Annotated in this window: 18 protein-coding genes; 6 read left to right on the forward strand and 12 right to left on the reverse strand. The window is 69.8% G+C overall.

Annotated elements, in window-relative coordinates:
• Positions 1-194 precede the first annotated feature (194 nt).
• From ASF44_RS21780 to ASF44_RS21795, 4 genes are read right to left on the reverse strand one after another with little or no spacing between them, the layout of a single operon-like run.
• Positions 195-998 carry a FadR/GntR family transcriptional regulator gene (locus ASF44_RS21780; protein WP_082524960.1) on the reverse strand — a complete coding sequence of 268 codons (804 nt, stop codon included), beginning with the start codon at positions 996-998 and terminating at the stop codon, positions 195-197.
• A 40-nt stretch (positions 999-1,038) separates the two neighbouring features.
• Positions 1,039-2,106, reverse strand: coding sequence for a phosphotransferase family protein (locus ASF44_RS21785; protein WP_056901343.1), 1,068 nt, complete (start codon positions 2,104-2,106; stop codon positions 1,039-1,041).
• Between the two features lie 2 nt (positions 2,107-2,108).
• Positions 2,109-3,383, reverse strand: coding sequence for an acyl-CoA dehydrogenase family protein (locus tag ASF44_RS21790; RefSeq protein WP_056901344.1), 1,275 nt, complete (start codon positions 3,381-3,383; stop codon positions 2,109-2,111).
• Positions 3,384-3,413: 30 nt separating this feature from the next.
• Positions 3,414-4,148 (reverse strand): SDR family NAD(P)-dependent oxidoreductase, encoded by a 735-nt coding sequence (locus ASF44_RS21795; protein WP_056901345.1) that lies wholly within the window; start codon positions 4,146-4,148, stop codon positions 3,414-3,416.
• A gap of 141 nt (positions 4,149-4,289) precedes the next feature.
• On the opposite strand from ASF44_RS21795, the gene ASF44_RS21800 reads away from it, so the two are divergent.
• Both ASF44_RS21800 and ASF44_RS21805 read left to right on the forward strand, forming a co-directional pair.
• The gene (locus tag ASF44_RS21800) at positions 4,290-5,003 is read left to right on the forward strand and encodes a GAF domain-containing protein (protein WP_056901346.1); all 714 of its coding nucleotides are present in this window, start codon (positions 4,290-4,292) and stop codon (positions 5,001-5,003) included.
• A gap of 139 nt (positions 5,004-5,142) precedes the next feature.
• On the forward strand, positions 5,143-6,708 hold the full coding sequence (locus ASF44_RS21805; protein WP_056901347.1) for a tannase/feruloyl esterase family alpha/beta hydrolase: 1,566 nt from the start codon (positions 5,143-5,145) through the stop codon (positions 6,706-6,708).
• A 69-nt stretch (positions 6,709-6,777) separates the two neighbouring features.
• Here ASF44_RS21805 and ASF44_RS21810 read toward each other — a convergent pair whose 3' ends face one another.
• On the reverse strand, positions 6,778-8,217 hold the full coding sequence (locus ASF44_RS21810) for an MFS transporter (protein ID WP_235579303.1): 1,440 nt from the start codon (positions 8,215-8,217) through the stop codon (positions 6,778-6,780).
• Complete coding sequence (locus ASF44_RS21815; RefSeq protein ID WP_056901348.1) at positions 8,214-9,059, reverse strand: PPK2 family polyphosphate kinase; 846 nt, start codon at positions 9,057-9,059, stop codon at positions 8,214-8,216. The genes ASF44_RS21810 and ASF44_RS21815 overlap by 4 nt, the downstream gene beginning before the upstream one ends.
• Before the next feature lie 135 nt (positions 9,060-9,194).
• On the opposite strand from ASF44_RS21815, the gene ASF44_RS21820 reads away from it, so the two are divergent.
• The 3 genes from ASF44_RS21820 (at position 9,195) to ASF44_RS21830 (ending at position 12,272) form a co-directional block, all read left to right on the forward strand.
• Positions 9,195-10,289 carry an HDOD domain-containing protein gene (locus ASF44_RS21820; protein WP_056901349.1) on the forward strand — a complete coding sequence of 365 codons (1,095 nt, stop codon included), beginning with the start codon at positions 9,195-9,197 and terminating at the stop codon, positions 10,287-10,289.
• A 115-nt stretch (positions 10,290-10,404) separates the two neighbouring features.
• The gene (locus ASF44_RS21825) at positions 10,405-11,442 is read left to right on the forward strand and encodes a sulfate ABC transporter substrate-binding protein (RefSeq protein ID WP_056901350.1); all 1,038 of its coding nucleotides are present in this window, start codon (positions 10,405-10,407) and stop codon (positions 11,440-11,442) included.
• An 86-nt stretch (positions 11,443-11,528) separates the two neighbouring features.
• A complete protein-coding gene (locus ASF44_RS21830) occupies positions 11,529-12,272 on the forward strand; it encodes an OmpW family protein (protein ID WP_235579304.1) in 744 nt (247 codons plus the stop codon).
• A gap of 48 nt (positions 12,273-12,320) precedes the next feature.
• On the opposite strand, the gene ASF44_RS21835 is transcribed toward ASF44_RS21830, so the two are convergent.
• From ASF44_RS21835 to ASF44_RS21855, 5 genes are all read right to left on the reverse strand, one after another.
• The gene (locus ASF44_RS21835; RefSeq protein ID WP_056901352.1) at positions 12,321-13,400 is read right to left on the reverse strand and encodes a sulfate/molybdate ABC transporter ATP-binding protein; all 1,080 of its coding nucleotides are present in this window, start codon (positions 13,398-13,400) and stop codon (positions 12,321-12,323) included.
• A gap of 12 nt (positions 13,401-13,412) precedes the next feature.
• Entirely contained in the window at positions 13,413-14,312 is a 900-nt protein-coding gene (cysW, locus tag ASF44_RS21840) for a sulfate ABC transporter permease subunit CysW (RefSeq protein WP_056901462.1), read from the reverse strand.
• A 105-nt stretch (positions 14,313-14,417) separates the two neighbouring features.
• Positions 14,418-15,311 carry a sulfate ABC transporter permease subunit CysT gene (gene cysT / locus ASF44_RS21845; protein ID WP_056901353.1) on the reverse strand — a complete coding sequence of 298 codons (894 nt, stop codon included), beginning with the start codon at positions 15,309-15,311 and terminating at the stop codon, positions 14,418-14,420.
• A 3-nt stretch (positions 15,312-15,314) separates the two neighbouring features.
• The gene (locus tag ASF44_RS21850) at positions 15,315-16,331 is read right to left on the reverse strand and encodes a sulfate ABC transporter substrate-binding protein (protein ID WP_056901354.1); all 1,017 of its coding nucleotides are present in this window, start codon (positions 16,329-16,331) and stop codon (positions 15,315-15,317) included.
• A 115-nt stretch (positions 16,332-16,446) separates the two neighbouring features.
• Positions 16,447-17,340, reverse strand: a complete 894-nt coding sequence (locus ASF44_RS21855; RefSeq protein ID WP_056901355.1) for a LysR family transcriptional regulator — start codon at positions 17,338-17,340, stop codon at positions 16,447-16,449.
• A gap of 110 nt (positions 17,341-17,450) precedes the next feature.
• Between ASF44_RS21855 and ASF44_RS21860 the strand changes: the two genes are divergently transcribed.
• Complete coding sequence (locus ASF44_RS21860; RefSeq protein WP_056901356.1) at positions 17,451-18,092, forward strand: FMN-dependent NADH-azoreductase; 642 nt, start codon at positions 17,451-17,453, stop codon at positions 18,090-18,092.
• Between the two features lie 5 nt (positions 18,093-18,097).
• Here the strand turns inward: ASF44_RS21860 and ASF44_RS21865 are convergent, their stop codons facing one another.
• A complete protein-coding gene (locus ASF44_RS21865) occupies positions 18,098-19,696 on the reverse strand; it encodes a tannase/feruloyl esterase family alpha/beta hydrolase (protein ID WP_056901357.1) in 1,599 nt (532 codons plus the stop codon).
• Between the last annotated feature and the right edge of the window lie 122 nt (positions 19,697-19,818).

Below are 19,818 nucleotides of genomic sequence, written 5' to 3' on the forward strand. Positions count from 1 at the left end.
GCGACGCGGCCAGGTGGTGCTGACATGCGGGCGGAGGTGCCATTCGCGACGAGGAGATACGTCGCACGGCACCGCCGGTGTTCAAGGGCGTGTGCCCCGCCAGCCGCTGCCGGTTTCCGCGAGGTGCGCCGGGAGCACGCGTGTCTGCGCCGCCTGCCTTCCACGCCGCAACGCACGCGCGAAGCAACCCGCCCTCAGCCCTTCTTGCGCACCACCTTCGGCCGGGCCGCAATCTCAGGCCCCGCCACCTGCTTGCGCGCCAGCTCGTAGCCGCGCTTGAAGTCCACGATATGCCGGATCGTGCACTGCTCGGCCTCGTCCGCGTCGCGCCGGCGCAGCGCGGCCAGCAGGGCACGGCGCGATTCCAGCATGCGCTTGCTGGCGGCCGGCACGTGGTCGAACACCGCGGCCTGGTAACGCGGGTACATCTGGCGCCACATGGTCTCGTGGGCCAGCAGCAGCGCTCGGTTGCCGCTCATGCGGGCCACCATGTCGTCGAACACGATGTTGGCCTCGACCAGCGACGAACGCGCATCGACCGCCTGCTGCAACAGCGCCAGGTGGGCCTCCAGCGCGTCGAGCTGCGCATCGGTCGCACGCTCGGCGGCCAGGCGCGTCATGGCCGGGCCCACGGCGCGCACGGTCTCCCAGAGCTCCTGGAAGCTGATCTCCTGCAGCTGCACCATGCGTTCGAACTGCACGCCCAGGTCGGCGTTGGACGGGTGGCTGATGACGAAGCGCCGGCTGGTCTCGCGCCGCAGCAGGCTGGCTTCCTCCAGCACGCGCACGGCCTCGCGCACAGTGGAGCGGTTGACGCCGAAGGTCTCGCAGAGCTGGGCCTCGGTCGGCAGCGGATCGCCCGCGCGCAGCCGGCCGTCCAGGATCTGCAGCGTGACGGCCTCGGCCAGCATGCGGTAGGACGGCACGCGCTTGAGCTTGTCGAACGCGAACGCCGGCCCCGCCTCCGTGGTCTGCTGCACTGTCCCGCCTTCCGCCATGCCGCTCTCCGCGATTCAAAAGGGGCGATTGTCGCCAAGCTCAGCCGGCGCGCTCCAAACGCCGCAGCGCGCGCCGGAACAGCAGCAGCGTATGGCCGTGCAGCAGGTCGCCGGCCGCCTGGCTGGCCTTGCCGGCACAGGCGCGCGCGTAGGTGCCCTCGAGGATCAGGCCGAGCTTGTAGCAGGCCAGCACCTCGTACCAGAGGACGTGCTCCACGCTGCGCTTGCCATGCCCCGCATAGCGCGCCACCAGTTCCTCGGCCGTGGCGAAGCCCTGCCAGGGCTGGGTGCGGAACAGCGGTTCGGGCTCTGCATCGGGTTCGGGCCAGGTGGCCAGCAGCCAGCCCAGGTCGAGCAGCGGGTCGCCGATGGTGACCAGTTCCCAATCGACGATGGCCGCCAGCTCGCCACTGCCGGGCGCGAACAGCACGTTGGCCAGGTGGAAGTCGCCGTGCAGGATGCCGGGGCGAAAGCTGCCGGGGCGATGCCGCTCCAGCCAGTCGGCCACCGCGTCGATGCCCGGGATCTCCGCCGGCCCGGGCCAGCCCGCGTACTCGTGGTAACTCTCCAGCTGCGCGCGCCAGCGCGGCACCTGGCGTTCGAGGAAGCCCTCGGTCTTGCCCAGGCCCACCAGGCCGGCCGCCACATGGTCGACCTCGCCCAGTTCGATCAGCGCATCGACCATCGACAGGCCCATGCGGTGGCGCAGCGCGGCATCGGCCGTGTGCAACGGCGGCAGGGCCACGGAGGCGTTGAAGCCCTCCACCGGCTCCATGAGGTAGAAGGCCGCGCCCAGCACCTGCGGGTCGGCGCAGGCGGCAATCAGTGCAGGGTGCGGCACGCGGCTGCCGGCCAGCGCCGCCAGCACCTGGGCCTCGCGCTGCATGGTCTTGTTGCCGTCGGCACGCGGGTGCGCAGGCGGGCGGCGCAGCACGAATTCGCGGCCATGGCGCGCGAAGCGCAGCAGCACGCTCTGCGTGCCGCCCGTGAGTGGCTGCACCTGCGTGATCGGCCCGCCGCCCAGGCCCTGGCCGTCCATCCAGGCGGCCAGGCGCTCCAGCTCGACCAGCTCAGCCCACGGCTGCACGACGGCTTGCGTTGGCGCCATCGTCAGCCGAGCAGGTGGCGGTACTTGGCCTCGGCAGCCGCCTTGGCGCGCGGCCGGTGGTAGGCCGGGAACAGGTCGGGGCAGGCCTGGTAATCGCGCAGCACCTGCTTGGCGACGGTGACCTTGTGCACCTCGGTCGGCCCGTCGGCCAGGCCCATGTGGTAGGACAGAACCAGCTGGTCGGTGTAGGGCATCTCGAGCGAGGCACCCAGCGAGCCGTGGATGTGCAGCGCACGCTCGGCGATGTCGTGCAGCACCTTGGGCATCAGCGCCTTGACGGCCGAGATGTCCTTGCGCACCTTGAGGTAGTCCTTGTACTTGTCGATGCGCCACGCTGTGCGCAGCACCAGCAGGCGGAACTGCTCGAGCTGGCACCACGAATCGGCGATCTTCTCCTGCACCATCTGCTTGTCGGCCAGCAGTTCGCCCTGCGTGGTGCGCGACAGTGCGCGTTCGCACAACTGGTCGAAGGCCTTCTTCGCCTGGCCGATGGTGCGCATGGCGTGGTGGATGCGCCCGCCGCCCAGCCGCGTCTGCGCCACGGCGAAGGCCTCGCCGGGCTGGCCCAGCATGTCGGACGCCGGCACGCGCACGCCGTCGAATTTGAGATAGCCGTGCGTGGGCACGGGCTCGTCGGCCAGGCCCACGTTGCGCATGATCGTGAGGCCAGGCGCGTCCTTGGGCACGATGAACATCGACATCTGCTGGTAGGGCGGCGCGTCGGGGTCGGTCACCACCATCACGATGAAGAACTCGGCGTAGCGCGCGTTCGAGGCGAACCACTTCTCGCCCGTGATGACCCAGTCGCCGCCCTGCTGCACGGCACGGGTCTTGAACACCTTGGGGTCGGCGCCGCCCTGCGGCTCCGTCATCGCGAAGCACGAGACGATCTGGTTGGCCAGCAGCGGCTCCAGGTACTTCTTCTTCTGCGCCTCGCTGCCGTAGTGCGACAGGATCTCCGAGTTGCCGGTGTCCGGCGCCTGGCAGCCGAACACGATGGGCGCGAAATGCGCGCGGCCCAGGATCTCGTTGAGCAGCGCCAGCTTCATCTGCCCGTAGCCCTGCCCGCCCTGGTGCGGCGCGAGGTGGCAGGCCCAGAGCTTGCGCGCCTTCACCTGCGCCTGCAGCGGGCGCACCAGCGTGGCGAAGCGCGGGTCGTGGATGTCCCAGGGGCTGCCCAGCACATGCTCGAGCGGCTCGACCTCCTCGTCGACGAAACGCTCGACCCAGTCGAGCTGCGTTTGGAATTCAGGGTCGGTTTCGAAGTCCCAGGACATGGATGGCCTCTCAATGCAATGTGGATGGAATCAGAGCGTCAGGCCGCCATCGACGGGGATGGTCTGGCCGATCACATAGGCTGCCAGCGGCGAGGCCAGGAACAGCGCCACGCCGGCCATGTCGGTCGGCGTGCCGAAGCGGCCCAGCGGGATGCGGTCGATGGCCGCCTCCTTGCGCTCGGGGTGGTCGGTGGTCACGCGCGTCATCTTGGTGGCGACGAAGCCCGGCGCGATGCCGTTGACGCGGATGCCGTCGCGCGCCCACGCATCGCCCAGCGTGCGCGTGAGGCCGAAGGCGCCGGCCTTGGACGCGGCATAGGCCGGGTTGCCGCGCACGGCGTGGAAGGCCGCCGTCGAGCTGATCGTGATGATCGATCCCTGGCTGGCCTTGAGCATCGCGTAGAACTTCTCGGCGAAGGTCATCAGGCTGGTCATGTTCACGTCGACCACCTGCTTGAAGGCCGGCGTCTTGAACTCCTGGCGCTTGTAGAGCACCTGCCCTTGCGACAGCACCAGCACGTCGAGCCGGTCGAACGGCGGCGCGAACGACTCGATGGATTCGGTGCTGCCCGCGTCGATGCGGTGGTAGTGCAGGCCTTCGAGCTGCGAGTCGGCCGAGTCCGCGTAGTCGGCCGCGCTGGCGCGCGTGCCGGCCACGTGCACCGTGGCACCCTTGCGCCGGAACGCCTGCGCGATGCCGTTGCCGATGCCGCTGGAGCCGCCGACCACGAGCACGGTCTTGCCGGAAAAGTCGAGTTCGTCCATCCGTGTGTCTCCGCTGTGTGTTGCGCCAACCATATCTTATTGTCAGACAAACAGTCAATCACACGAAGCGCGCCAAGGCACTGTTACAAAACAGTTCGGCACGCACGCACATCGCGGCACGCGAATTGCACACCATCGGGCATGGCGACGCCGTCCCCCCTCCCGCCCCGCACCGGTGCACAGTGGCGCGCGCTGGAGCTGCAGTTGCTCGGCCTGCTCGTGCAGCAGCTGGGCGATACCGGCACGCCCGACCCGCTGCTGCGCGGCATGCTGTCGCAGATGGATGCGCTGCTGGGGCTGGAGCGCGCGCGCATCGTGCTGGTGCTGCCGGGCGACAACCGGGCCCGCATCCACCTGGCCCACGGCCTCACGGACGAAGAGGTCGCACGCGGCGTGTACGCGCTGGGCGAAGGCGTCACGGGGCTGGTGCTGGCCAGCGGCCAGGCCGTGCTGGTGCACGACATCGATGCGGAACCGCGCTTCCTGGCCCGCAGCGTGGCCCGGGACAACCTGCCCGACGAGGGCCAGGCCTTCCTCGCGCTGCCGATCCAGGCCGATGCGCGCACCGTGGGCGTGCTGAGCTGCCACCGCAGCCGCCTGCCCGACCGCACGCTGGACGACGACCTCGCACTGCTGCGCGTGCTGGCCGCGCTGGCGGGGCAGCGCCTGCGCCTGCGCGTGCCGCAACCGCTGGTGCGGCAGTACATGTCGGCCCACTCGCACAGCCGCCAGGAACTGGAGCACGCGCTGGTGCTGCACGGCAACCGGCAGGCGCGCGCGGCCGAAGCACTGGGGCTCACGCTGCGCCAGTTCGGCTACCGGCTGCGCAAGGCCCGCGCCGAGCAGCGCGACTGAGCGGCGGCGCTCGCCACCGGCCGCCTGCTGGGGAAAACCCCCGGCATCGCGCGCACCCAATTGTTCGCCCGCTGACATCCAAGTCCGGCGCTGCGTGACACACTGACCGCGCCAGTTCCAACCAACGAGAGGAGACGCGATGCAGTACTTAGCAGGATTTCCGCTTTTCAGGTTCACGCTTTCCGCCCTCGCCGCCGGCGCCTTGCTGGGCTGCGGCGGCAGCGACGACAACGGCGCAGGCAGCGCGGCCGCCACGGCCGAGCAGGCCTGCGCGGCGCTGGCGGGCAAGACGCTCGCCGGCGCCACGGTGAGCGGCGCCACCACGGTCGCCGCCAACGGCAGCGCACCGCTGTACTGCAAGGTCAACGCCACCATCGCGCCCCGGCTGAACCTGGAACTGCGCCTGCCGCAGCAGTGGAACGGCAAGCTCTACTACGGCGGTGGCGGCGGCTACAACGGCGCCATTCCCGATCTCTCGGGCCCCAACCTCAACGCGCTGGCGCAGGGCTACGCCACGGTGAACAGCGACTCGGGCCACCAGGGCAACGTGCTGTCGGCCGACTTCGCGCTCAACGACACCTACGCGGCCAACCTGTTCGGCTCGCTGTCGGTGCCCACGGTGCTGTCGTCGGCGCGCGAGATGGTGCAGGCGGCCTACGGCAAGCAGCCCGACCGCGCTTACTTCGAAGGCTGCTCGAACGGCGGGCGCGAGGCGCTCATGGCCGCTCAACGCAACCCCAACCTGTTCGACGGCATCATCGCGCGCGCGCCGGCCTACAACTGGGTCGGCTTCATGGGCCAGTTCAACCGCACGGCCAAGGCCCTGGCCGCACCAGGCGGCGGCTTCAGCACGGCCAAGCTGGCCACGCTGGCCGGCGCGGTGCGCAATGCCTGCGATGCCGCGGACGGCATCGTCGACGGCGTGGTCGCCAACCCGCAGGCCTGCAGCTTCGACCCGGCCGTGCTGCGCTGCGCGGGCGGCGCCGACACCGGCAACGCCTGCCTGTCCGACGCGCAACTGGCGGCCGTCGCGTCGTGGACCTCGACGGCGTCGTGGGCCGGCGGGGCCTACACCAACGCGGGCTGGGCCCTCACCGGCAACGAGGACGATCCGGGCGCCTGGCCCACGTGGGTCAGCGGCACGCCGGACGTGCGCAGCGCGCTGCAATACCTGTTCCAGGACACCACCGTCAAGAACTACCTGGCACGCAACCCGGCGCAGGATTCGCTGGCGTACACCTGGGATTCGAACCTCAACGCCGTCTATGCGCTGGCCGCGCTCAACGACGCGACCAACACCGACCTGCGCCCATTCAAGAACAGCAACGCCAAGCTCATCCTCTGGCACGGTGGCAACGACGCAGCGCTGAGCTACAAGGCCACCACGGCCTACTACCAGGCCGCCGCCGCGGCCGTGGGCGGGCAGGCCGCGATGGACACGTTCGCGCGCTACTACATCGCGCCCGGCGTCAACCACTGCGCGGGCGGCCCGGGTGCAGACGAAGCCGACCTGCTGGCCGCGCTGGATGCCTGGGTCAGCAACAACACCGCGCCGGGCACGCTCACGGCGCGCAAGGTGAGCGGCGGCGCCACGCAGTTCACGCGCCCGCTGTGCCAGTACCCGCAGTACCCGCGCTACACCGGCCCCGCCAACGACGCGGCCGCCGCGGCGCTGGCCAGCAACTACACCTGCACGACGCCTTGACGGCCTGACGCGCTGACACGCTCACCGGGCTGGCCTGCCGGCGTGTCGCGTCAGCAGGTGGCCATGCCCCTAGCCCAGCCCGCGCAGCTCGGCCCCGGCGTTGCGGTCCAGCCGCACGAACCACAGCAGCGACAGCATCGTCACGCTGCCGATGCACCAGTAGGCCGGCGCGAAGTCGCCCGCGGCCAGGTGGGCCGGGTCGCCGCCGCGCCAGTGCGCCGCCAGGCCCAGCAGGGCCGCACCGAACAGCACGCCCAGCGACAGCGAGAGCTGCTGCGCCATCGTCGCCAGCGTGGTGGCGTGGCTCATGCGCGGCTTGGGAATCTCCGAGTAGCCCAGCGTCTGCAGCGCCACCATGCCCATGGAGTTGACCAGCCCGCCCAGCATCAGCGTGACGAAGATCAGCGGGTGCGGCGTGGCCGGCGTGAACAGGCTGTAGCTCGCGTAGGCCAGGCTGGTCATCACCGTGGTGCCCAGCAGCAGTGGCTTGAAACCCAGCCAGCCGATGGTGCGCGTGACCACCACGCGCGTGGCCAGCGAGCCGACGGCCGTGGCCACCGTGATCAGGCCCGACTCCAGCGGCGACAGCCCGAAGCCCAGCTGCATCATGAGCGGCAGCAGGAAGGGCGAGGCGCCGATGGCGATGCGCAACGGCATGCCGCCGACGATGGATGCGCGGTAGGTCGGGTGCCGCAGGATGGTGAGGTCGATCAGCGGCGCCGCGATGCGCCGGCTGCGCCCTACGTAGGCGACGAGCGCCAGCACGCCCAGGCCGGCGATGGCTCCTTCGAGCCAGCCCGCCACCAGGCCCTTGCCGGCGACTTCGATGGCGCCCAGCACGGCCGTCAGGCCCAGCGCCAGCAGGCCGAAGCCGACGCCGTCGAACGGCTGCGGCGCCAGGGCCGGACCGCCAGGGCGCGGCCCCGGCAGGAAATGCAGCGCCAGCAGGATGCCCAGCAGCCCGAACGGCACGTTGACGAAGAAGATCCAGCGCCAGGACGTGAAGCTCACGATGGCGCCGCCGAACAGCGGCCCCAGCATGCGCCCGATGGTGGGCGGCACCGTGAACCAGACCATGGCCGAGACCATCAGCGCCGGCGGCACGCTGCGCAGCAGGATCAGCCGGCCCACCGGCACCATGAGCGCGCCGCCCATGCCCTGCAGGATGCGGAACAGCACGAGCTGGTGCAGCGTCTGCGCCATGCCGCACAGCGCCGAGCCCAGCGCGAACAACGCGATGGCCCAGCAGAACACGCGGCGCGCGCCAAAGCGCTCGGCGCACCAGCCCGACAGCGGCAGGAACACCGCCAGGCTCAGCAGGTAGGCCGTGATGGCCAGGTTCAGCCGCAGCGGTTGCACGTCGAGTGCACGCGCGATGCTGGGCAGTGCGGTCGCCATGACCGAGGTGTCCAGGTTCTGCAGGAACAGCGGGCAGGCGACGACGACCGGGATCAGCCGCGTGCGCCAGCCGACCGGCGCAGCATCCGCTGCATCCGCCACAGTGCTCACACGATCTTCCTCTTGGGCAGGTCCGCCGGGTCGGGCGGGTAGCGCAGCTGCAGGCCCTCCAGCGTGCGCTTGAGCAGCGTGGCGATCATGAGGTTGCGGTGCGTCTTGGAGTCGGCCGGCACGATGGTCCAGGGCGCCCAGGGCGTGCCGGTGGCGGCGATGGCGTCCTGGTAGGCGCGCTGGTAGTCGTCCCACTGGGCGCGCACGGCGAGATCCTCCGCCTGGAATTTCCAGCGCTTGGCCGGATCGTCCAGCCGCGCCTGCAGGCGTTCGCGCTGCTCGTCCTTGCCGATGTGCAGCATGAACTTGCAGACCACGGTGCCGCTCTCGCTGAGCATGCGCTCGAAGTCGTTGATGTGGGCGTAGCGCTGGCGTGTCTGCTCGGGCGTGATCCAGCCGTGCACCACGGGCACCAGCACGTCTTCGTAGTGGCTGCGGTTGAAGACCACGATGTCGCCTGCGCGCGGCACCTCGCGGTGGATGCGCCACAGCACGTCGTGTGCCTTCTCCTCATCCGTCGGCGCCTTCCATCCCACGGCGCGCACGCCCAGCGGGCTCACGCGGCCGAACACGCCGCGCAGCGTGCCATCCTTGCCGCTGGTGTCGATGCCCTGCAGCACCACCAGCAGCTTGAAGCGCTTGTCGGCATAGAACAGGTTCTGCAGCGCGTCAAGCTCCAGCGCCAGCGCCTCGACGGCGGCCTTGTCCTGCGCCTTGTCGCCGCTGGAGAAGGGCTTGGCCGACGGATCGATGCCGGCCAGGCGGAAGCGGGACTTGGGGTTGCCATGCTGCAGGGCGGCGAGCTTGCGGGCGCTCGGCCCGCCGGTGGTGGATGCGGTCATGCAGCGACGATAGCAGCGGCGTGCCGGCGCCGCAGCACGCGCCGCGGCGCGCGCCGGGCCGGCCTGTGGTTATATTTGCACGCATGCCGCAGCCGCCCATGGCGCAACACAGCGGACAACACGGAAAGACGGACGATGCTCGAAGGCTTGATCGTGGTCGTGCTGGTGCTCGGCGCGCTGGCGCTCTGGTGGCTGCTGCGGCGCGGCGCGAGCCCGCAACAACCGGCGGCCGCCGCGCGGCGATCGGCGGCGCCGCCCCGGCAGGCCGCGCAAGCCCCGGCCACGGCCCCGCCCGCGCCGGTGCGCAGCGACGAGGCACTGGCCGAGGATGGCCGGCTCGCACGGCACGAAGCCCTGGCCGCCGAGCGCCGGCAGGCGCTGCTGGAGGCGCTGCGCCAGATGCCGCGGCCGCCGCGCGCGCTGCACCAGTTGGTCTCGCCCGAATTCGTGGCGCGGGCCTCCTCCAGCGAACTGGCCGAGCTCGTGATGACCGAGCCCGTGGTCGCCGCGCGCGTGATGGCCGCCGTCAACTCGCCGCTGTATGGCCTGCGCACTGCAGTGACCAGCGTCGGCCAGGCCATCACCTTCCTCGGCCTGAACACCGTGCGCAACCTGTGCCTGCAGCATTTGCTGCGCGAGGCCATGCCGGCGCCCGATCCGGCGCTGCGCCAGGAATTCGACATCCTGTGGCGCAGCAGCGCCATCGCCGGCGAGATGAGCCTGGTGCTGGCCAAGCGGCTGCAGCTGCGCGATGCCGCGGGCATGAGCACGAAGCTGGTGCTGCATTTCCTGGGCCGCTTCGCCGCGGTCACGTTGCTGCACACGCAGGCCGATGCCACGGCCCAGCCCATCGGCCTGCAGGCGCGCGCCTTGGCCGAGCAGCAGCGCCTGGGCGTGTCGGCTGGCGAGATCGGCTCGCTGCTGCTGCAGGACTGGGGCCTGCCCGTGCCCATGGAGGCGGCCACGCGCGAGATCGCGCGCATCGCCTTCGTCGTGCCGACCGACCCGGAGCGCGCGCCGGCACAGGCCACGCGGATGGCCCTCGCAGCGCTGTGCGCCAGCCTGGCCGAGCGCATTGCGCGCGGGCAACTCACCACGCTGCAGGACTACGCCCCGGAGCAGGATCCGCACGAAGACCTGCAGGCGCTGCGCCCGCACCTGCCGGCACCGGTGCTGGCGGCCGTGGGCGACGCGCTGCGCGAGCCCGAGATGGCGCGCTTGCTGGCCTGATCGGGCGACCTCCTTAGATGCCAGAGGCATAAGTTACAGAGAATTCAATCGTTCCTGTTTGGTAGGCGGGCTTCCAGAATCGCGGCATCTGCAACGATTCCCGCGAAAGTCTTCCATGCAAACGCGCCGCCGTCTCCTGAGCCACCTCTCCAGCGCCACGCTGGCCTTGTCCCTGGGTGCCACGCTGGCCCCGGTGGTCGCCCAAGCGCAACCGGCTCCCGTCACGCTGCTGAACGTCTCGTACGACCCCACGCGCGAGCTGTACGTGGACTACAACAAGGCCTTCGCCGCGTACTGGAAGGCCAAGACGGGCCAGGACGTGACGATCAAGCAATCGCACGGCGGCTCGGGCAAGCAGGCGCGCTCCATCATCGACGGCCTGGAAGCCGACGTGGCCACGCTGGCACTGGCCGGCGACACCGACGCACTGGTCAAGAACGGCGCCTGGCTGGCGGCCGACTGGCAAAAGCGCCTGCCGCACAACGCCTCGCCTTACACCTCGACCATCGTGTTCGCCGTGCGCAAGGGCAACCCCAAGGGCATCAAGGACTGGGACGACCTCGTCAAGCCCGGCGTCAGCGTGATCACGCCCAACCCCAAGACCTCGGGCGGCGCGCGCTGGAACTACCTGGCGGCCTGGGAATTCGCCAAGCGCAAGAACGGCGGCAGCGATGCCAAGGCCAAGGAATTCGTGGCCGCATTGTTCAAGAACGTGCCCATCCTCGACACGGGTGCGCGCGGCTCCACGATCACGTTCGCGCAGCGCGCCCAGGGCGACGTGCTGATCGCCTGGGAGAACGAGGCCTACCTGCTCGACAAGGAATTCGGCGCCAAGTTCGACGTCGTCGCGCCCTCGCTGAGCATCCTGGCGGAGCCCGCTGTGGCCGTGGTCGACAAGAACGTCGACAAGAAGGGCACGCGCGCCGTGGCCGAGGAATACCTCAAGTTCCTGTACTCCGAACAAGGCCAGGACATCGCCGGCAAGCACTTCTACCGCCCTGCCGTCTCGGAGAAGGCCAAGGCCAAGTACGCGTCGCAGTTCCCCAAGCTGAACCTGTTCACGATCGACGAGGCCTTCGGCGGCTGGGCCAAGGCCGACAAGGCGCACTTCGCCGACGGCGGCAGCTTCGACCAGATCTACACGGCGAAGTAACACGCGGCTGGGGGCGCTGCCCTGGGTCGACAAGGCCGCAGCGCAGGCCTATGCTGGCCGTGCATCCACACACAGGAGACATGCACGTGCAGACCCATCCCCCATTCCCGATCCCCAGGGCCATCGCCACCGCGGCGATGGCCCTTTTCGCATGCGGCGGCGCCTGGGCGCAGAAGGCCGGCGACATCGTGCTGGGCGCCGGCTGGCTGCGCTACGCGCCGCGCGACCGGAGCACGCCGCTGCGCTTCACCTCGCCGGTGGAGCAAGAGGTGCCCGGCTCGGGCTCCAGCCTGTCGCATGCCGATACGTTGGGCCTGAACGCCCACTACTTCCTGACCGACAACTGGGCCATCGAGGGCGTGTTCGGCATCCCGCCGCGGCTCAAGCTCCAGGGTGCGGGCACGCTGGCGGGCATCGGCGAACTGGGCTCGGCGCGGCTGTACGGCCCTTCGCTGCTGGCCAAGTACTTCTTCGGCCAGCCCACCGACAAGTGGCGGCTGGCCGCCGGCCTGGGCGTGACCTACGCGCACTTCTCCGATGTGCAGCTGACCGGCGGCCTGCAGAGCACCCTGGGTGGCGCGCTGGGCCTGCCCGCGGGCGCCTCGAGCACGCGCGCCAAGATCGACAGCCGCTTCGGCCCGGTGTTCGCGCTCGGCGCGACCTACGCATTCACCGACCGCCTGGGCCTCACGCTGTCGGTCTCGTACGTGCACATGAAGACCAAGGCCAAGCTCACCACCTACGCCAACGGCAATGCCGTCGCCACGTCGGAGAGCGGGCTCACGCTGAACCCCGTGGTGCCGTTCGCCTACCTGACCTACAAGTTCTGAGCACCGGCCGCTGGCCTCGCGCTGCTGTGGCGCTACGCCAGCGCCTGATCAGACGTTCGCGCCGTGGTCGACGAAGACCTTGGCGCGGCGCGGCGTGACCACCAGCGTCTCGCCCTCGCGGAAGCCGCGCGCGTTGAACTCCTCGGCCGTGAGCTGGGCCTCGATGATCTGGTCGCCCTTGGCGTCCTGCGGCGTAAGCTCCAGCCTTGCGATGGGGCCGACCACCAGTGCGCGCGTGAGCTGGGCCACGATGCCCGTGGCGCCCGGCGAATAACGCTCGACCTCGATGTCGTGCGGGCGCACATACGCAAAGGCCTTGGCGTCGCTGGCCGCGGCGTGCTCGGGTGCGTCGATCTTGAGGCCCTGCACCAGCAGCTCGCCCTCGTGGGCGCGGCCGTGGAACAGGTTCACGTCGCCCAGGAAGCCGTAGACGAAGGGGCTGGCGGGGTGCTCCCAGACCTGCTGCGGCGTGCCGATCTGCTCGATCCGGCCCTTGTTCATGACCACCACACGGTCGGCCACTTCGAGCGCCTCTTCCTGGTCGTGCGTCACGAAGATGCTGGTCACGTGCAGGTCGTCGTGCAGGCGGCGCAGCCAGCGGCGCAGCTCCTTGCGCACCTTGGCATCGAGCGCGCCGAACGGCTCGTCGAGCAGCAGCACCTTGGGCTCGACGGCCAGCGCGCGGGCCAGTGCGATGCGCTGGCGCTGGCCGCCCGACAGCTGCGCCGGGAAGCGGTCGGCCAGCCAGTCCAGTTGCACCAGGCCCAGCAGTTCATGCACCTTGGCCTTGATCTGCGCTTCCGACGGGCGCTGGCCGCGCGGCTTCATGCGCAGGCCGAAGGCCACGTTGTCGAACACCGTCATGTGGCGGAACAGCGCGTAGTGCTGGAACACGAAGCCGACCTGGCGTTCGCGCACATGCACGTCGGTGGTGTCCTCGCCGGCGAACAGGATGCTGCCGGCGTCGCCGCTCTCCAGCCCTGCGATGATGCGCAGCAGCGTGGTCTTGCCGCAGCCCGAGGGGCCCAGCAGCGCGACGAGTTCGCCGGACCCGATGTCCAGGCTCACGTTGTCGAGTGCGCGGAAGTTGCCGAACTGCTTGCTGACGTTGCGGATTTCGATGCTCATGGGATTTCCTGTTCAGTGCGCTGCCGCGGCAGCGACGGGACGCTCGGGCGGCAGGTCGGCGGAGGCCTTGCGCTCGCGCTCGTGCCGCCACTCGACCCAGCTCTTGATGCCCAGCGTGACCAGCGCCAGCAGGGCCAGCAGCGAGGCCACGGCGAACGCCGCCACGCTCTGGTATTCGTTGTAGAGGATCTCCACGTGCAGCGGCATGGTGTTGGTCTGGCCGCGGATGTGGCCCGAGACCACCGACACCGCGCCGAATTCGCCCATGGCCCGTGCATTGCACAGGATCACGCCGTACAGCAGGCCCCACTTGATGTTGGGCAGCGTCACGTACCAAAAGGTCTGCCAGCCGCTGGCGCCCAGCACGATGGCGGCCTGCTCCTCCTCGTTGCCCTGCGCCTGCATCAACGGGATCAGCTCGCGCGCGATGAACGGGAAGGTCACGAACACCGTGGCCAGCACGATGCCGGGGATGGCGAAGATGATCTTGATGTCGTGCTCGGCCAGCCAGGGGCCGAACCAGCCATGCGCGCCGAACACCAGCACGTAGATCAGGCCGGCCACCACGGGCGAGACCGAGAACGGCAGGTCCACCAGCGTGGTCAGGAAGGCCTTGCCGCGGAACTCGTACTTGGCGATGCACCAGGCCGCGCAGACGCCGAACACCAGGTTCAGCGGCACGGCGATGGCGGCCGTGATCAGCGTGAGCCGGATCGCGGACCAGGCGTCTGGCTCCTTGAGCGCCTCCAGGTAGGCGTCCAGCCCCTTGCGCAGCGCCTCGGTGAACACCGCCGCGAGAGGCAGCGCGAGGAACAGCGCGAGGAACAGCAGCGCAATGCCGATCAGCGTGCGCCGGACCCAGGGGGTCTCGGTGGTCGTGATGTGCCTGCGCGTGACGTCGATGGCGGCCATGTCAGACACCTCCGAAAGTTCGCGCGCGATCAACCGTCGCGCCGTCGGTGCCTCTGCGGCCTTCGCTGGGCCGATCCCCGCAAGCGGGGGCCCTCGTCCTCGCGCTCATGCCGCACCTCCCGAGCGCTTGCGCTGCCACGCTTGCAACCCGTTGATGACGAGCAGCATGACGAACGAGATCAGCAGCATCACCACGGCCACGGCGGTGGCGCCGGCGTAGTCGTACTGCTCGAGCTTGCCGATGATGATCAGCGGTGTGATTTCGGAAACCATGGGCATGTTGCCGGCGATGAAGATGACCGAGCCGTACTCGCCGATGGCACGCGCGAAGGCCATCGCGAAGCCGGTCAGTAGGGCCGGCGCGATGGCCGGGAAGATCACCTTGGTGAAGGTCTGCAGGCGCGTGGCGCCCAGGCACATGGCGGCTTCCTCGAGCTCTTTCTCGGTGTCCTCCAGCACGGGCTGCACGGTGCGCACGACGAAGGGCAGGCCGATGAAGATCAGCGCGATGACCACGCCGTTGGGCGTGAACGCGAGCTTGATGCCCAGCGGCTCCAGGTACTGCCCGACCCAGCCGTTGCCGGCCAGCAGCGCCGTGAGCGAGATGCCGGCCACCGCCGTGGGCAGCGCGAAGGGCAGGTCCACCAGCGCATCGACGATCTTCTTGCCGAAGAACTCGTAGCGCACCAGCACCCAGGCCACGAGCAGGCCGAACACGGTGTTGACGATGGCCGCGAGAAACGACGCGCCGAAGGTGAGCCGGTACGACGCCAGCACGCGCGGCGAACTCACCGCATCCCAGAACTGCGGCCAGGTGAGCGTGAGGGTCTTGGCGAACAGCGCGGTGAGCGGGATCAGCACGATCAGGCTCAGGTACAGCAGCGTGTAGCCCAGCGTGATGTTGAAGCCGGGCAGCACGCGTTTGCCGCCTTTTCGGCGCGGCACGGCCGCCCCGGGCGCGGGCCCGGCCAGCGCCGCGGTGGAGGTCGTGGCGCTCATCGCTTACTTGACGGTGTAGATCTTGTCGAACTGGCCGCCGTCGTTGAAGTGCACCTTCTGCGCCTCGCCCAGCGAGCCGAAGTACTTGGCCACCGTGAACTGCTTGATCGGCTTGAACAGGTCGGCGTGCTTCTTCAGGACGGCCGTCGAGCGCGGGCGCAGCGCGTGCTGGGCGGCGATCTCCTGGCCTTCGTCGGTGTAGAGGAAGTCCAGGTAGGCCTTCGCGGCCTCGGCCGTGCCCTTCTTGGCCACGGTGCGCTCGACGATGGCGACCGGGTTCTCGGCCACGATGCTGGTGGACGGATGGATGGCGTCGACCTTGCCCTTGCCGAATTCGCGCTCGACCGAGATGACTTCGGACTCGAACGTGATCAGCACGTCGCCGGTGTTGCGTTGCAGGAAGATGCTGGTCGCGTCGCGGCCGCCCTTGCCCAGCACGGGCACGTTGCCATAGAGCTTCTTGACGAACTCGGCCGCCTGCGCATCGGTACCGCCGTTCTCGCGCACATAGCCCCAGGCCGCCAGGTAGGCGTAGCGGCCGTTGCCGCCGGTCTTGGGGTTCACCACCACCACCTGCACGCCGGGCTTGACCAGGTCGTCCCAGTCCTTGATGCCCTTGGGATTGCCGTTGCGCACCAGGAACAGCATGGTCGAGGTGGTGGGCGATGCGTCGTTCGGGAAGCGCTTGGCCCAGTCCTTGGCCACCACGCCGGTGCTGGCCAGGAAATCGACATCGGTGGTGGTGTTGAAGGTCACCACGTCGGCGGCCAGGCCGTCGTTGACGGCGCGCGCCTGCGCGCTGGAGCCGCCGTGGGCCTGGTCGATCTTGATGTCCTTGCCGGTGGTCTTCTTGTAGTACGGGACGAAGGCGGCGTTGATGTCCTTGTAGAACTCGCGGGCCACGTCGTAGGAGACGTTCAGCAGCGTCTGGGTCTGGGCCGAGGCAGCGGTGGCAGCCACCAGCAAGGCGGCGGCCAGGACGGAACGGGCCGTGCGGCCCGAGAAGAACTTGGTGGTCATGACGGAATCCCTGAGCAGATGCCGCATTGTCAAGACCCCGCCGCTATGCGCAAACTATTGTTTTTCTCTTTGCTTTCATCCGAATTCTTATAAGGCGTGACCGGATGCAACGGCCTCAATGGAAATCGCCCGTCTCCAGGTGGTCCAGGAAGGCCCGCACGGCCGGCACCAGGCCGCGCCGCGAGGCGAACACGGCGTGCACGATGCCGTGCGGCGGCGACCAGCCTTCCAGCACTTCGACCAGCCGGCCGGCGTGGAGCGCCTCGCGGCACATGTAGCCTGGAAGCAACGCGACCCCCACGCCATCGATGGCGGCGCGCAGCAAGGTCTCCAGGTCGTCGGCCACGTAGCGCGGGTGGTGCTGCCAATGGAACTCGACGCCGCCAGGCCCCTGCAGCCTGGCGCCGCCGCGCCCGTCCGGCGCCGACATGGCCATGGAGTCGAGCCGTTGCAGGTCCTGCGGCTGCTGTGGCCGGCCCTGGCGTGCCAGCAACGCGGGGCTGGCGACCAGCACCGACTGCGAGCGGCCCAGCTGCTTCACGACCAGGCTGGCGCTGTCCTGCACACTGGGGCGCACGCGCAGCGCGACATCCACGCCCTCTTCCACCGGATCGACCACGCGGTTGCTGACCTCCATCTGCACGCGCACCTGCGGATGCGCCAGCAGGAAGCCCGGCATGAGCGCGCCCACCACCGATTGCGCCAGCGTGACCGGGCAGGTCACGCGCACCGTGCCGCGCGGCTCCACCGACAGGCGCTGCACCACCTCGCTGGCGGCCAGCGCCTCGCTGCGCATGGCCAGGCAGTGCTGCAGGTACAGCGCCCCCACCTCGGTCAGCGACAGCTTGCGCGTACTGCGGTGCAACAGGCGCACGCCCAGCCGGTCTTCCAGTTCGGCCACGCGGCGCGACAGGCGCGACTTGGGCAGGCCCAGCGCGCGGCCCGCGGCGGCAAAGCTGCCGCGCTCGGCCACCTCGGCGAAGAACAGCATGTCGTTGAGGTCTTGCATGGCTCGATTGTTTCCAACAGTGGGACGATCCATTTCGAACCAGCCATCTTATCGATGACTACAACCATCAGCACAATCAATCCATCGCATTTTTGGTTTGAAAGCACACCATGCAACTCCTGCACATCGATTCCAGCGTCCTCGGCGGCGCATCCGTCACCCGCCAGCTGACCGCCAGCACGGTGGCCGCCTGGCGCGCCGCCCACCCCGGCACCCAGGTGCAGTACCTGGACCTGGCGGCCGAGGCGCCGGCCCACTTCGGTGCCGACGCGCTGAGCTTCAAGCTCGGCCTGGACCTGGAAAAGATCAGCACGGCCCAGCGCGCCGAGAACATCGCCACCGAGCGCTACCTGGCGCAGTTCCTGGCCGCGGACGTCATCGTCGTCGGCGCACCGCTGTACAACTTCTCGATCCCCACCCAGCTCAAGGCCTGGATCGACCGCCTGGCACAGCCCGGCCGCACCTTCCGCTACACCGCAGCCGGCCCCGAAGGCCTGGCCAAGGGCAAGACGGTGATCGTGGTCTCGGGCCGCGGCGGCGTGTACTCCACCAGCGAGCAAGGCCGCGCGCTGGAGCACCAGGAGAGCTACCTGCAGACGGTGTTCGGCTTCTTCGGCATCACCGATGTGCGCTTCGTGCGCGCCGAAGGCATCGCCTACGGCCCCGAGCAGCGCGCCGCAGCGCTGCGCCAGGGCGAGGCGGACATCGCCGCCGCGTTGGTCGGCGCTGAAGAAGCCGCGGTCAGCGCCTGACCGGTTCAGTACGCCGTGCAGGTGTAGCTGGCGGCGTCGTTCGCGGCGGCGCCGGTCAGGCGCGGGTAGCTGCCGTACAGGCACATGTGCCTGGTGCGCCCAGCCGTGGCGGCGTTTTCGTCCACCGTGACGAAGGCCTGCGGGGGCTGGCCGCGCTCGACCCAGTTCTCCAGCTGGGCCAGCGCGTCGTAGCGTGCACTGAACGTGCCGCCGCCATGCGCGAAGCCCGGGACCATGTAGAACCTGAGGAAGCCATCCAGCGTGGCCTGGCCGAACTGCGCGCGCTGGCGCTCGTAGTAGGCGACAGAGTTGCTCGACGGGATCAGCTGGTCCGCCGTGCCGTGGGTCATGATGATCTTGCCGCCGCGCGCGCGGAACGGCTCCAGGCTCACGTCGGTGACGTCCATCAGCGTGCTGACCTGCTGCAGCCGTGCGGCATAGGCCAGCGGGTCGAAGGCCAGGAGATCGAGCGCCGGGTCCTTCGCCACGACGTAGCGCACCGTGGTGGCGGCGATCACGGCGAAGAACGAATCCTCGGGGCCGGTGTTGCCGAGCGGCAGGTCCGCGCCCTCCAGCAGGCCCCAGGCTCCGAACGTGCTGGCGCCGGCCAGCGTGAGGCCGGGCCGGTAGGGCGAGCTGATCCTGGCCACCGCGGCGATCTGTGCATCGGAGAGGCAGCCATCGCCACCGGCCGCACCGCCCGGGCAGCGCAGCGCGGCGCGCACCGTGTCCACCGTCATCGCCGCACGGCAGGCCGGCAGGTGGCTGATGATGCCGTCCGCCTGGCCATCCAGGCCGTCGCAGGTGGCCATCGCCAGGTCCTTCACCAGCCGGTGCTGGGCCGGGTTCAGCCAGCCGGCGCCGCCGCCGGCCGCGCCGGCCTGCACCACGTTCAGCGAGCCCAGGTGCAGCAGGGGCACGTTGTAGGCCGGGTGCGTGGCCACCACGCCGTCGTAATCGGCCGGGTAGCGGGCCGCGGCGTCCAGCGCCTCGTGGCCGCCCTGCGAGTTGCCGACGAAATAGAAGCGCTCGGGCGCGCGGCCGTAGCGGCGCTGCGCCAGCACCGCGGCCACGTCGCGCGTCTTCTTGATCTGCTGGTGGCCGAAGTTGGCCAGCGCCTCGTCGTTCAGCGCCCATGCGTCGCTGCCGGCCTTGTGGCCGCTGTCGCTGCCCAGCGTGGCGTAGCCACGTGCCAGCGGGCGCGGCGCGGCCGAAGGGTGCATGGCGGCCTGGTCCAGGCCCGTGACCAGCGTGCCGTTGTAGCCGCCTCCGCCGTACTGCAAGGCCTTGCCGTTCCAGTTGCTGGGCAGGTTGACCTCGTACTCGATGTTGGGCGCGGCCGGGTCGCGCGGCATGATCAGCCCCTTGACCTGGCAATGCTCGCCGTTCGGGTTGTCCGCCGCCGCAGCCACGAAGCGCGCACTCTGCACCACCGCGCCCGAGGTCGGCAGCCCGATGGCCGTGGCCGCGACCGTGCCGCCGGCCAGCGCCTCGCAGGCCTGCTGCGGCGCCAGCAATGCCGCCCCGTCACCGTCGCCGCTGCCGCCGCAGGCGGCCAGTACGCTGGCCGCCGTGGCGCCCAGAACCCATTTGCTTGCACGCATGCCTGTCTCCCGAGTGGTGGTTGGTAGCGGGCGATGCTAGGCACGCGCGGCATGCCGGTCTGCCGCAATCGGCGCCTGTGCGGGCGCCGATCGCGGTAGACGGGCGGCCGGGCATTCACCGA

The sequence above is a fragment of the Pseudorhodoferax sp. Leaf274 genome (assembly GCF_001422445.1).
Classification (GTDB): Bacteria; Pseudomonadota; Gammaproteobacteria; order Burkholderiales; family Burkholderiaceae_C; genus Pseudorhodoferax.